The organism is Nostoc sp. (genome assembly GCF_036918015.1).
Taxonomy (GTDB): domain Bacteria; phylum Cyanobacteriota; class Cyanobacteriia; order Cyanobacteriales; family Nostocaceae; genus Nostoc.
The window spans coordinates 27,802-41,246 of the sequence record NZ_JBALEO010000032.1 but is presented as its reverse complement, the minus strand read 5'-3'; the positions used below and the strand labels follow the sequence as shown (position 1 = coordinate 41,246).

Sequence of the window (13,445 nt, the reverse complement as noted above, 5' to 3'; positions counted from 1 at the left end):
TAGACAGAATAGGGGACAAAATATGACTAAGACAGCCCTAATTACAGGAATTACTGGTCAAGATGGCTACTATCTCAGTCATTTGCTCCTCAACCGTGGTTATCGAGTTGTCGGATTAGTACCCCCACATCGACAACCTAATTTGACAAAACTGGGAATACTGGCAAATCAGGTAGAAATTTTTACGGTTGACTTGAGGGATAGTGCGGCACTGTTGACCGCTGTTGAACAATTGCGTCCCCAAGAAATTTACAATTTGGCGGCTCCCAGTTTTGTACCCGACTCCTGGAACGACCCATTGGGAACCCTGGATTTAATAACTGGTACAGCTACTAGGCTCTTGGAAGCAGTACGAAAAGTTGGTTTATCTACCAGATTTTATCAAGCCAGCAGTTCAGAAATGTTTGGCGATGTATTCCTCTCGCCTCAAGATGAGGAAACCGCTTTTCGTCCAAAAAATCCTTACGCTGCGGCTAAAATGCACGCCCACTGGACGATGGTGCATCATAGACAGCGCTATGGACTATTTGCCTGTAGTGGAATTTTATATAATCACGAGTCTCCTCTACGCGCACCTCAGTTTGTCACACGCAAAGTTTCTTTGGCGGCTGCATCAATTAAATTGGGTTTAACTGACACCTTAGAAATAGGTAATCTGGATGCCAAACGTGATTGGGGCTTTGCAGGTGATTATGTGGAGGCTATGTGGCTAATGTTGCAAATTGACGAGCCAGAAGAATATGTGATTGGCACTGGTAAACTACACAGTGTGAGAGATTTAGTTGCCACAGCCTTTGAGTCTGTCGGCTTGGATTGGAAGCAGTATGTAGTTTTAAATAGTAGCTTGTTGCGACAAGATGAGCATTTTCAACTAGTCGCTAACCCCAGCAAAGCTAAAAGAAATCTCGGCTGGGAACCCCAAGTAAGCTTTGAGGAACTTTTAGAAAAAATGGTAAAAACAGATTTGGAGCGGTTACAAAGCGGTGCGATCGCGCCCTTACCGCAAGTATAAATAATCTAAGATGCACATCACTACAGTGACAAAAAACCTGAATTTAGGTGATAAAGTTAACAAAACAACTAACCATGTCTTCGTGTTTTTAGAAATTTTTTCTCACGAAGGTGGTATTCAATCCTATATAAAAGATATTTTTCGCGCCTATCTGGGATTGGGCCAAGACTACAAAGCAGAAGTCTTTTTGCTGCGAGATAGTGCTGATAGCTTAAATCCGTTTGAAGACGAGAACTTAAAATTTCATTACTTTAAAAATCAGTCTCCTTATTTGGGGAGATTGCAAATGGCAGCGGCTTTACTGAAGTGTCTGTTGCAGAGCCGTCCGCAGCAGGTTTTCTGCGGTCATATTAACTTAGCAGTATTAATCCAAACACTTTGCCAGCCCTTGGGGATTCCTTACACCGTGCTAACTTACGGCAAAGAAGTCTGGGAACCGTTGAAAAATCAGGAACGTCGCGCTCTGACATCAGCAGAGAGAATTTGGACAATTAGTCGCTACAGCCGCGATCGCGCTTGTGTTGCCAATAGTCTAAACTCAAAAATGGTACAGATGATGCCTTGTGCCATTGATGGGGATAAATTTACTCCTGGTTCCAAACAACCAGAATTAATCCAGAAGTATGGCTTAACTGGTGCGAAAGTGTTGATGACAGTAGCACGGTTATGGTCAGGAGATATTTACAAAGGTGTAGATGTCACCATTCGGGCAATACCACAAATCGCTCAAGTTTTCCCAGAAGTGAAATATTTGGTAATTGGTCGCGGCGATGACCAACCGCGATTGGCACAGCTAGCTGCATATTTAGGTGTGAGCGATCGCGTTGTGTTTGCTGGTTTTGTTGCCACAGAAGAATTAATGGAACATTACCGCCTTGCTGACGCCTATATTATGCCTTCACAAGAAGGCTTTGGCATAGTTTATCTAGAAGCAATGGCTTGTGGAGTGCCGGTGTTATCCGGTGACGACGATGGTTCCGCTGACCCCTTGCAGGATGGTAAACTGGGATGGCGAGTCCCACACCGCAGTCCTGATGCTGTAGCAGCAGCTTGTATAGAAATGCTTCAAGGGGATGACCAGCGATGTGATGGGGAATGGCTAAGAGAACAAGCGATCGCTCTATTTGGCATCAATGCCTTCCAACAGCACTTACAAAAAATGCTGCTATCCTCAGTAATAAAGTCCATTTGAGTCCAAATGACAAACGATCAATGACTCATAACTAATGACTAAAATCGCTATCCTAGAAGGAGAGCAGGACAAAATTTATTAAAAATGAGCTTTAAGTCATTTCAATTGAATCTTTTAAATCTCCGCCCTTGGCTCATCCTGTTGGCAGTTATTTGGTTGCTGGCATCAGTGGGCTTGGGTTGGTTAGTTAATTCATTGCTAATTATTTTCGGGTTGCTGTTGTTAGCACCTATTGCGGCTTTTTTTGGCTTTCGTTGGTGGCTGCAACGCAACTTGGTTGCCGATCAATGCCCCGTCTGTGGATATGAATTTACAGGTTTAAATAACAGTCAGTTGCAATGTCCTAGCTGTCAGGAGTTGCTGTTAGTACAAAATAGTCATTTTCAGCGCTTCACACCAGAAGGCACAATTGATGTCACTGCTGTCGAAGTTCCAGCCAAATCACTGGAAGAATAGTCAAGAATCTTTAGTCATTAGCAAAGCATAAATGACTAAAGACTATTTATTTTTTTGCGAGATTGAGAGGGTGTAAGTATACTGTTGCGGGGATAGTTCGCCCACATACAGCGAGTATTTTCCTGCCTGCCAATAACCAGAAAGTTCTGACTTACCTCCAGAGTAACTATCTGCTAATACACAAAAGCGCCCTCCAGGCCCGTCGATTAAAAGTGTTGGCTTGCCTTTACTTTCTACTGTTAATCGCAAATAAGGTAGTGACTCTGTAACTTGGATAACTTGACTAGGTTCAGTAGTAATATTGCCACAATTACTCTTGACAGTTCCCCCAGATTTTCCATTCAAAATCAATGGTTCGGGTTGGGAATTTCGATTAATTTGGATTGTTGGTGTCTGTGCCAAATTAGCCTCAGTGAAAACCAAACTCATCGCCAAAGCTGTGGGAATAATTGCAAGTAGCCTAAGCGTCTTCATTTTAATTAATGCTCCAGATTTGTTTCAGAGCAATATTGTTATACAGTCTGATTTATTTATATAGACGACAGCAATCCCTCTTGGTTCCAAAAGCTACTGTATAAAGTAATACTAGTTAGTTAAAGACTATTTGTGAAGATTTGATAGGTGTATGTAGAGACATTGCATTTTCCGTTAAGGGGAAAAGGGAAAGAGAAAGGGTTTGAATTACCTTTACTCCAAGCCCAGTAACCTTTCGCTAGACAAAAAGAGAGATTGTTGGATTTATCCGAAAAGTATCGTGTCTCTACAATTGATGTCTGTAAGGTCTTGCACGTACAGACATTAGCTAAAATCACTAAGACAACCACCAAAAATAGAATTTGGTTGGTCTATTGTTGAATAAGTATGCTAATGAGGTAAGAAAGATTGATGAATCCTCAACCAGAAGAAGACTTACAGCGTCGCCTCGATAAGCTAGAGGCAGAGATTAATTCCCCGCCTGGGGTGGTTTCACAAGAACAAAAACAAACGCCTCAGTCTGTTTTTGCCAGCTTCAACTTGCAACTAGAGCGATTTCAGATTTGGTTCAACAGCTTATCTGGTGTGAAAAAGCTGGTAGTTTCGGGTGTGACGTTGTTAGCAGGCTTGGCGATACTGCAAGCAGTGTTTAAACTAGTTGCATCTGTAATCAGTCTGGCACTTTTGGCAGTGTTAGTGTATGTTGGATACAAATTTTTTGTGTCTGGTAGCTTTCAACGTAAGCAATAAGTTGATATGCATTTACTTTGCACTCTGCCGGGAGTTATGAGAGTCAGGAGCCAGAATACAAAAGGCTCCTGACTTACAGAGGATTTAAAGAAAGGTGAAGTACAGAAGTGAAGTGTCAAAACTAGGTATAAAGCCTGTTTTCCTTCTGAATTCTGTTAGCGCAGCCCATTCTGACTCCTGAATTCTGCTGTATTACTCCTAAATCCTATTTCAATATGCTTTTCTTTTTGCTGACTAGCTTGGTCTATTTTAATTGTGCCGATCGCGGCGTAGAAATAATATCAAAGGAAATTATACGATGACCTCACCAATTGTCAGGAGAACTAGTAATCAATCTGGTCAGTCAAAAAAATCGGAAAGAGCCGATTCGCTGCTGCTAGCAAGTAGGCGTTTTGCTGCTTGGGCGGCTGAAATTACACTAGTGGTTACTAGTGGGTTGATTCCCTTCGGCATTGGTGTCTATGCCAATTCTAGAAGCGATCTGAATCGAGTGCCGCTTAACCCAGTACTGGTAGTCACAGAAAGAGCGATCGCCAGACCCCTAGCTCTACCTGTAAGCTATGGCATCCGTAACGTTGCATGGCCGACTAATATTTTGTGGACAATCGCCTTGTTAGCGCCTGTAACTCTCTCGTGGTGGCAATTGTATTTATTAGCTAAGACTGGTAGCACAATTCCGAAACGTTGGTTAAAAGTGCGGGTTGTCAATGAGCAAGGGAAGCCGCCCGGACTGGGGGCAGTTGTAATTAGAGAAGGAGTTGGGCGTTGGACAGTACCCATTTCTATCGCCTATCTACTGTGGCGCTACAGCTTTGCTTTTCCCAATTTAGGATTATTCACATTTTTGTCTTTATTAATGATTGTGGGTGAAGGGATTGGCTTACCGTCGCGTCGGGGGCGTCGCGCACTACACGATCAACTCGCAGGTACTTATACAATTGATGCAGTCTTAGCTAGCAACAAACAAGCTCAGTCTGCTGACGGTAACGATCGAGCAGAAGAAAACCAGGAGGGTGAAGAATTTGCGGCAGTCGAAACCAGCCAATCGCATAATTTGTGGCGGCGGATACAGCAAAATCCCAATCTGACTTTGTTTGGGGTAGGGCTGACGAGTATGACTGCTGTGCTGGCAACTTTAATCGGCACTCAAGTTTATATCCAAATTCAACAATCCCAGCGAGCAACCAAGCAAATTAACAGCCAACAATTCCTCGAACTTGTCAAACCATTGAGTCCCAACTCTGGGGCGACTAATGAGGAACGTCAAACTGCAATTCTGGCTATGGGTGGTCTTAATGACCCACAATCAATTAAATTTCTGGCGGATTTATTAGTTAGCGAAACTAACCCCAGCCTTCTGGATACAATTCAACAAGCTTTGACAACTGTTGGTCCCCAAGCCATCCCAGAACTCAAAAATAAGAATCAGTTTTTGGTCAGCGAACTTGAATCTGTGGGTAGCACTGCAACCAAAGAGCGGGAATTACGCCAAGGGCGACTACAAAGAAACCAGCGGACAATCAACAAGATTCTCTCTGTTTACAGCGGTAAATTTGAGGGTGTTGACCTTAGTAGCACCCAATTAGGTCAAAGCGGTACTCCAGGAAGTTCCTTCTTCAACTTGGTACTGGACAATCTTGATTTATCAGGAGTTAAGTTTAAATCCGCAAATCTTAACCAAGCCAGCTTTAAGGGTAGCCGCTTCCGAAGTCCGGGTGAAGATGGACGCTGGGATACTTATGATGATGTCATAGCTGATTTAAGCCAAGCTCAGTTGCAGCAAGCCAATCTTACTGATGCTAACCTCAGTCGCGTCTTGATGAACCGGATCGATTTGAGTCGTGCCACTCTTAACAGAGCCAACTTATCCAACGCGCGTCTATATGATGCTAAACTCAACAGCACCCAACTAGTGGGAGCCGATCTACGAAACGCAGTTTTGGAAAAAGCCAGCTTGACTGGGGCAGATTTAGGCGATGCTAAATTGAATGAAGCCAATCTGTATGCAGCGCGTTTAGGTCGCGCCACTGCGATCGGAACGCAATTATCTTTTGCCAACTTAACTAACACTGATTGGCAAGGGGCAGATTTATCAGGAGCCTATTTGGATCGTGCTAATCTCAGCAATGCTAACCTCAGCGCCACTCGTCTAGCTGGTGCCGTTTTACGCTCTGCCCAAATGGAAAACGTTAACTTGCAAAATGCTGACCTGAGCCTTGCAGATTTACGCGGCGCAAATGTCGCTGGAGCAGATTTTAAGGGGGCAATTCTCGCTCCTAGCAAACAAGATCCAGCAGATCAATTTGTCCAAACCCCAGATTTAGGCTCAGTATCTGCCGTAGTCCAAGGGGTTGATTTTTCTCAAGCCAAAAATTTAGATGCCAAGCAATTAGCATACATTTGTACTCAAGGAGGCATTCATCCACGTTGCCCGTAGAATGGAGGGGGAGCAGAGGGGCAGAGGGGCAGGGAGAGAATAACCGATGTCCCATGCCCAATGACAAATGACTAATGACTAATGACAAATTGGTGTGAGGAGTTGGTTATGAAATATATTCCATATTTGGTTTCAGTTTTGGGGGCTGGTTTGGTCTTGAGTCTGGCGAGTACGAAACCAGCACAAGCTCAAGTAGCTTATGGTAGTTATATTGGTATCGGCCCTACTGTTGGTATTACCGATGGTATCCAATTTGGGGGAGTAATCGCGGGGCGCTACAAGCTTTTGGAAGCACCAATTTCACTGCGCGCTCAAGTGTTAATTGGTAATAATACAGCTGTTGTACCAACGGTTTCTTACGATTTCCCCCTCAACTGGCAAGCTGATGCCTACTTGGGTGCTGGATTAGTGTTGGCTGGTGGTGGTGGTTCTTCTCCTGTGGGCGACAAAATTAGTTTTGCTTTACAACCGGGCATTGATTATATGATCCCAAATAGCAATACTGTCCTTTTTGGCAATGCCATTATTGCTTTTGATGCTTACCGAGATAGCAGTGGTACAGCTATCTCCGTACAAGGTGGTGTTGGTTTAAGATTTTAAGGGGTACACTATCCCTAAGAAGCGTTAAACTTCATTGCAAATTAAAAAGTTAGTCCAAACAACGTGATAGTTTTTGGTCATGAAGAGAAACAGCACAGGATTAACACAGGAGAACACAGTGGCAATGGAATCAAATTTATTAACAGATGCAGGCGCAGATGAAGTGAATCAAGATTTCAGTGAATATGTCGCCAATCTGCAACTTCACATGACTCTGCAAGCTCGCAATCTTGTTCCAACGCTGAAGCAAACACTGGTAGATAGTCGCCACCAATTACTCCATCAAACCCAAGCCCACTTTGAAAAGTTAGTTTCTCGGCAAGGGTTATAAAATATATACAAATTTTAATCAAAATTCAAATAAAATAAGGGCAGATGTTGTTGGGTCAATGCCAATGGTGTTCTCACAAGGTCTGCTTTTTCTGCTTTTTAAGTATTAAGTTACTAAAATCACACTTTTGGCACAATAGTAGAGAGCAGAAACTAGTTAAGATTATTGCAAGCAGTTTATTACTTTCAAGAGCAGTTAGTTAAGGCTAAATGGCGGCTCGAATAAAAATGACTTCATTACTTCCCAGAAACCTCAGCGTTGTTATCCGACCAGTCCAATACCGGGATCTGGATGGAATTGAGCGCATAACTCAAGAGTCATTCGCAGCCCTCACTCCTCAGGGAGCAGGTTTTGCCATCAGCCAGATGCAAAGGCTGCGTCGCTGGTATGGATTACTCAAATTTTTAAGTTGGTTTCCTAACCCGCTACAGTATCGACTGTGTGCTTTTGTCGCAGAGCAAGGGCGGATACTTTTAGGAATGATTCAAGTGTCACCCTTTAACCGCACACGTAGCACTTGGCGGATCGATCAAGTGCTACTAGAGCGTGGTGTCGATAAACAAGGAATTGGTTCGCAACTTTTGCGTCATTGCTTTGAATCGATTTTGGAAGCTCGTACTTGGCTACTAGAAGTTAATATCAATGACATAGAGGCACTGGCACTATATCGGCAAAATGGATTCCAGCGTCTGGCAGAAATGACATACTGGGAAATTGGGCCAGAATTACTGGCTGAATTGGCACAAGCAGAGCCAGATTTGCCCAACCTTTTGCCAGTAAGTAATGCTGATGCCCAGTTGCTATATCAACTAGATACGGCATCAATGCCACCTCTGGTACGTCAGGTTTTTGACCGTAATACCCGCGACTTTAAAACCAGCTTGTTCGGCGCTTTAACTGATGCAGTTAAGCAATGGCTGACTAAAACAGAAGTAGTCAGTGGTTACGTATTTGAACCGCAACGCAAAGCTGCGATCGGCTATTTTCAGGTGCAACTCGATCGCAAGGGTGAAGTTCCTCATGCTGCAACGCTGACAGTTCATCCTGCTTACACCTGGCTTTATCCAGAATTACTATCTCAACTGGCTCGTATTGCCCAAGATTTTCCTCAGCAAGGGTTACAACTAGCCTCCTCTGACTATCAGGCAGAGCGAGAAGAATATTTGGAGCGAATTGGGGCAAAACGCATAGAACATACATTGGTGATGTCTCGCTCTGTGTGGCACAAGCTACGGGAGTCTAAATTCGTCTCCTTAGAAGGAATCCAGTGGACTGATATGCTGCAAGGTTTACAACCGACTCGTAAACCTATACCAGGTGGGATGTCATGGATACAACCAGGAAAGTTGCCATCGTCAGATAAACCTCTGCCAAGCAAGCCAGAACCGATTAACTTTTCGGTAAAAAACCCTAGCATAGAAACATCGCCGATTACTGAATCAGCAGATGGTCAGCAGGAGAATTAGTGTGATATCCCAGGAGCAACCAAAACCCTTTATTTCAGCCTTGGGACTAGATTTTGGTCGCAAGCGGATTGGTGTAGCTGGGTGCGATCGCACGGGTTTAATTGCTACGGGTATCACCACAATTGAGCGCGCATCTTTTGAGCAGGATGTCGAGCAAATCCGACAAATAGTTAATGAACGTGAGGTGCAAGTTCTAGTTATGGGCTTACCTTATTCAATGGATGGCTCACTAGGATTTCAGGCTCGTCAAGTTCAAAAATTTACTAAAAGACTTGCTAAAGCACTAAACTTGCCTGTGGAATATATGGATGAGCGATTAACTTCATTTCAAGCAGAGCAACTGCTGATAGCTGAAAACCGCTCCCCATCACGCCATAAAGGTTTGATTGACCGCAAGGCAGCGGCTTTAATTTTGCAACAATGGCTGGATGTTAAGCGTGCTAACTCGCGCAGTTCAGTTGCGGCTATTGAATATTGATACCTTTTAACATGATATTCTGAAAACGATTAGCCAGCAGTTGTATCTACGTATAAAGCTATTTGCTTGACATAATATGTCATTAACTATAGTTAAGCGATTTCCAATATTGCTGGTATTTATTAAATTTCTACATTTCGGCTATGTTTTCCTCTCCATTTCCTGAAGAAAATGATAACGCTCATGCGGGTTCCATCACTTTAACCGATGACAAAGGGCGATCGCTCGACTGTTACATAGAGCATTCCCTGGAGGTAGATGGACAAGAATACGTTTTGCTTCTTCCTGTAGACTCACCTGTAGAAATTTTTTCTTGGGAAGGTGACGGTGAGGAAGAAGAAGCGGTTCTGGTAGAAGATGACACCATCATTGAGCAAATTTTTGCTAATGCCCAAGCTGTACTATCTGAGCAGAACTTGATACTGAAAAACACAGCCTATGCTCTGACAGTTGCAGGTGATTTACCGCCAGTGGAAGAATCAGAACTCTTCACCTTAGAAATCGAAGACGAAGAAGCAGATTTAGAGCCTGAGCAATTACAGCTACTTGCTAGCTTTTATGAGGAAGATCAGGAGTATGCAATTTATACACCCCTAGATCCTCTGTTGTTTTTTGCACGGATAACAAAAACAGGTGAACCTGAATTGCTTTCTCCAGAGGAGTTCCGCAAAGTGCAACCTCTGTTAGAAGAACATCTTTTTAATGAAGTGGAATAAGATTAAAAATTCAAAATGAAAATATTACATTTTGAATTTTTAATTGGGAATTTTCATTGTAATCAAAATCTACCTAAACCTTTTACCATGTCCCATTAAATGTGGAAGCTATGAAACATTGATCAGAAATTGGGACAATTAGTATTGTTTAAGATTCTGGAACAAGTAGTTTGGTCGTGATTTTCAATTCCATCATCTAAATCTAAAATTAGTATGAGGTGCTGAAAATGGCTTATAGCGATTTTACATTAAGTAAATTTAAAAAGTCGTTCAGCATCCGCATTGATGAAGAAACTGATTTATGTGCTGACATAGCACCTTTGCAGGCAAGTGAGAAACTCAAAAATTCTTTAGAAGAAACTACAGAACTGGCTTTAGCAATTAATACTGAAAAAGCTCGTTCAGAAATGATTATCACTCCGATATTGTTGGAGGTAAGACGCAGAGCTAATTATCCAATTAGTTTGTTTTCAGGAACAGATTTTAATGTAGATGCAGAAAAAGGTCTGAATGGATACTGTGACTTTATCATCAGTCGTTCTAAAGAGCAGCTAACGATTAATGTGCCAGTGGTGGTGATTATTGAAGCCAAAAATGAAAATATTAAAGGTGGATTAGGTCAATGTGCAGCTGCAATGTTGGCAGCACAATTGTTTAATCAACAAGAAGGAAATGAAATTAGTAAAATTTATGGTGCGGTAACAACAGGCGACATTTGGAAGTTTTTGAAGTTAAAAGAAAACGATATATTTATTGATTTGAGTAATTATTACATCAAAGAGATAGATAAGATTTTAGGAATTTTATCTCAAAATGTTCAGGGAGACATTCCAGGATGGAGTTCGACTAACTAAACTATATTGGGTTATGCTCATTTGTCTTAGCTATCTAAATTTGACTGTTGACTTATGGTCTGGAACAATCTTTTACAGCCTGACTTGATTTTAGAGGGTTCCGTGTTGAACCTAACACCAGATATTATCCAAAAATACGGGCTTAAAGGGCTGGTATTGGATGTAGATGAAACTTTAGTACCCTTTACAGTCGGGATAGCTTCCCCAGAACTACGAGAGTGGGTAGAGCAAATCCGTACCTGTACTGCACTGTGCTTGGTGAGTAACAACCTCAGTGAAGCACGAATTGGTGGAATTGCGCGATCGCTCAACTTACCTTACTACTTAGGTGCAGCCAAGCCTTCCCGACGCAAAATTAGAGCAGCACTGAGGGGAATGGATCTACCAGTGCATCAAGTGGGGATGGTAGGCGATCGCTTGTTTACCGATGTTTTAGCTGGTAATCGTCTGGGAATGTTTACCATTCTAGTCGAACCGATTGTTCATGCTGATGCGGCTCTCCGCTCTCATCCCGTCCGCAACTTTGAAGTTTGGATATCTGAAATTTTGGGAGCCTCTATTACCCCCAAGAAAACCAAGATTCACAAAAGTTGAGAAATCGTCAGGAAAGTAAATCTAAAGAAATGGTTAAGGAATTATATTTGAACCAAAAAATCGGGGATCATAAGTATTAATAACATGGGGTCAGCGAAAAAAGACCCTAACTCATACTAAGTAAATATACTTCCGTAAAGCGTCAACCTTCACTATAGAGGGATTGGCGCTTTACAATTTCTTTAGTCATTTGTCCTTTGTCATTTGTCCGTTGTCATTCGTCAGTTACTAATGACCAATACTTCGACTACGCTCAGTACAAGTGACTAATGACCAATGACTAATGACCAATGACCAATGACTAAAACAATTGTTGTCAAAATCGGCACTTCCAGCCTAACTCAACCAGAAACAGGACAATTAGCACTTTCTACCATCGCTACTTTGGCGGAAACACTCTGCAATTTAAGACGCCAAGGACATCGGGTGATTTTGGTTTCCTCTGGCGCTGTCGGCGTGGGTTGTGCGCGGTTGGGTTTAACTGAACGTCCTAAAGCGATCGCACTCAAACAGGCTGTAGCAGCAGTTGGACAAGGTAGGTTAATCCGTATATACGATGATCTATTTACTACTTTACAACAAGCGATCGCTCAAGTATTACTGACTCGTAGTGACTTGGTACAGCGCAGCCGCTATCTCAACGCCTATAACACCTTTCAGGAATTACTGGGATTGGGAGTGATCCCCATAGTAAATGAAAATGATACCGTAGCGATAGACGAATTAAAATTTGGTGATAATGATACTCTTTCAGCATTGGTTGCCAGCCTAGTAGAAGCAGATTGGCTATTTCTGCTCACCGATGTTGATAGGTTATACTCAGCCGATCCGCGTTCCGTCCCCGATGCTCGGCCGATCGCTCTAGTTAGTAGTATTAAAGAATTAGCTCAATTACAGATCCAAACAAGTTCTCTAGGTTCCCAGTGGGGTACTGGTGGGATGGCGACAAAAATTTCGGCTGCCAGGATTGCGATTACGGCGGGAGTACGTACCGTAATTACCCAAGGGCGATTTCCCCGGAATATCGAAAAAATTATCCAAGGCGAACTGATTGGAACGCATTTTGAACCGCAACCTGAACCAACTTCGGCGCGTAAACGTTGGATAGCTTACGGACTTGTACCTGCGGGGAAATTGTATTTAGATGAAGGTGCGATCGCGGCAATTTCTCTAGCAGGAAAATCCTTATTAGCTGCTGGAATTAAGCTAGTAGAAGGAGAGTTTGACACACAGGATGCCGTGCAATTGTGTGACACCAACGGTAACGAAATTGCTAGAGGACTTGTAAATTACAACAGCAATGAATTGCAAAAAATTCGCGGCTGTCATTCACGAGAAATTTCCACAATTTTAGGCTATGCCGGTGCAGAAACCGTTATTCATCGGGATAATTTGGTTTTGACTTAAAATGGAAATGAGATAATTTTTGTGACTACTAACTGAGAGAGTAAAAAATATTATGACTCAAACGTTAGAAAATGCTGTTAACTTACCAGAAGAACAACGCTTCTTTCGACATGGGTTAAGTTGGGAACAGTTTAAAGCGATTCAAGCTAGCTTTGAAAATGTACCAGGGGTGCGGTTGTTTTATTGTCAGGGAATTTTAGAAATTGTGAGTATTGGTAAGCCGCATGAGGTGATTAAGTGTTTAATTGGTTTGCTCTTGGGACAGTATTTTGTGGAACAGGGTATTGAATTTTTTCCTAGTGGGAGTTTTAGCCAAATTATTCCTGAGATAGTAGAATATCAAGCTGACTTATCTTATTGCTTTGGAACCGACAAACCTATATCAGACCTCTGTATTGAAGTAGTCATTACTAGCGGTAGTCCCATAAAGTTACAGAAGTACAAATTAATGGGAGTCCCGGAAGTTTGGTTTTGGGAAGATGGCACAATTGAAGTCTACTGCTTACGAGAACAAGAATATGAGAAAGTTGTTAAAAGTGAGCTATTAGCAGAATTAGATTTATCCCTGCTCAATCGTTGTGTTTTGTTATCGTCTCCCTTGGAAGCTATTAGAGAGTTTCGTCAAAATATTCAACAGTAATAGTAGGTTGAAATGAAAGAAATACTTTAATATCGTTC

15 protein-coding genes are annotated in these 13,445 nt (G+C 42.4%); 14 read left to right on the top strand and 1 reads right to left on the bottom strand.

From position 1 onward, the window contains the following. The first annotated feature begins 22 nt into the window (after positions 1-22). The 3 genes from V7K61_RS07665 (at position 23) to V7K61_RS07655 (ending at position 2,660) form a co-directional block, all read left to right on the top strand. On the top strand, positions 23-1,012 hold the full coding sequence (locus V7K61_RS07665; RefSeq protein ID WP_335052397.1) for a GDP-mannose 4,6-dehydratase: 990 nt from the start codon (positions 23-25) through the stop codon (positions 1,010-1,012). Between the two features lie 10 nt (positions 1,013-1,022). Continuing rightward, positions 1,023-2,204 (top strand): glycosyltransferase family 4 protein, encoded by a 1,182-nt coding sequence (locus V7K61_RS07660; RefSeq protein WP_335052395.1) that lies wholly within the window; start codon positions 1,023-1,025, stop codon positions 2,202-2,204. Positions 2,205-2,288: 84 nt separating this feature from the next. Next, entirely contained in the window at positions 2,289-2,660 is a 372-nt protein-coding gene (locus tag V7K61_RS07655; RefSeq protein WP_335052393.1) for a hypothetical protein, read from the top strand. A 42-nt stretch (positions 2,661-2,702) separates the two neighbouring features. Here the strand turns inward: V7K61_RS07655 and V7K61_RS07650 are convergent, their stop codons facing one another. Next, a complete protein-coding gene (locus V7K61_RS07650) occupies positions 2,703-3,134 on the bottom strand; it encodes a hypothetical protein (RefSeq protein ID WP_335052391.1) in 432 nt (143 codons plus the stop codon). A 411-nt stretch (positions 3,135-3,545) separates the two neighbouring features. On the opposite strand from V7K61_RS07650, the gene V7K61_RS07645 reads away from it, so the two are divergent. The 11 genes from V7K61_RS07645 to V7K61_RS07595 all read left to right on the top strand — a co-directional run bounded on the left by V7K61_RS07645 (position 3,546) and on the right by V7K61_RS07595 (position 13,407). Beyond that, positions 3,546-3,884, top strand: a complete 339-nt coding sequence (locus V7K61_RS07645; RefSeq protein ID WP_335052389.1) for a hypothetical protein — start codon at positions 3,546-3,548, stop codon at positions 3,882-3,884. A 298-nt stretch (positions 3,885-4,182) separates the two neighbouring features. Next, positions 4,183-6,321 (top strand): pentapeptide repeat-containing protein, encoded by a 2,139-nt coding sequence (locus V7K61_RS07640; RefSeq protein ID WP_335052387.1) that lies wholly within the window; start codon positions 4,183-4,185, stop codon positions 6,319-6,321. Positions 6,322-6,429: 108 nt separating this feature from the next. Next, positions 6,430-6,921, top strand: a complete 492-nt coding sequence (locus V7K61_RS07635; protein ID WP_099100913.1) for a hypothetical protein — start codon at positions 6,430-6,432, stop codon at positions 6,919-6,921. A gap of 124 nt (positions 6,922-7,045) precedes the next feature. Next, complete coding sequence (locus V7K61_RS07630; protein WP_094352643.1) at positions 7,046-7,252, top strand: hypothetical protein; 207 nt, start codon at positions 7,046-7,048, stop codon at positions 7,250-7,252. Positions 7,253-7,461: 209 nt separating this feature from the next. After that, the gene (locus V7K61_RS07625) at positions 7,462-8,718 is read left to right on the top strand and encodes a GNAT family N-acetyltransferase (RefSeq protein WP_335052384.1); all 1,257 of its coding nucleotides are present in this window, start codon (positions 7,462-7,464) and stop codon (positions 8,716-8,718) included. Then, positions 8,699-9,196 (top strand): Holliday junction resolvase RuvX, encoded by a 498-nt coding sequence (gene ruvX, locus V7K61_RS07620; protein WP_335052382.1) that lies wholly within the window; start codon positions 8,699-8,701, stop codon positions 9,194-9,196. Before V7K61_RS07625 ends, ruvX begins: the two co-directional genes overlap by 20 nt. Positions 9,197-9,339: 143 nt before the next feature. Beyond that, positions 9,340-9,912, top strand: a complete 573-nt coding sequence (locus V7K61_RS07615; RefSeq protein ID WP_104907765.1) for a DUF3727 domain-containing protein — start codon at positions 9,340-9,342, stop codon at positions 9,910-9,912. A 227-nt stretch (positions 9,913-10,139) separates the two neighbouring features. Then, complete coding sequence (locus V7K61_RS07610) at positions 10,140-10,766, top strand: hypothetical protein (RefSeq protein WP_335052381.1); 627 nt, start codon at positions 10,140-10,142, stop codon at positions 10,764-10,766. Between the two features lie 54 nt (positions 10,767-10,820). Continuing rightward, a complete protein-coding gene (locus V7K61_RS07605) occupies positions 10,821-11,360 on the top strand; it encodes a YqeG family HAD IIIA-type phosphatase (RefSeq protein ID WP_099100917.1) in 540 nt (179 codons plus the stop codon). Positions 11,361-11,657: 297 nt separating this feature from the next. Continuing rightward, positions 11,658-12,767, top strand: a complete 1,110-nt coding sequence (proB, locus tag V7K61_RS07600) for a glutamate 5-kinase (protein ID WP_335052379.1) — start codon at positions 11,658-11,660, stop codon at positions 12,765-12,767. Between the two features lie 52 nt (positions 12,768-12,819). Then, positions 12,820-13,407: a Uma2 family endonuclease gene (locus V7K61_RS07595; RefSeq protein WP_335052377.1), complete on the top strand. Its 588-nt coding sequence runs from the start codon at positions 12,820-12,822 to the stop codon at positions 13,405-13,407. The last annotated feature ends 38 nt before the right edge of the window (positions 13,408-13,445 follow it).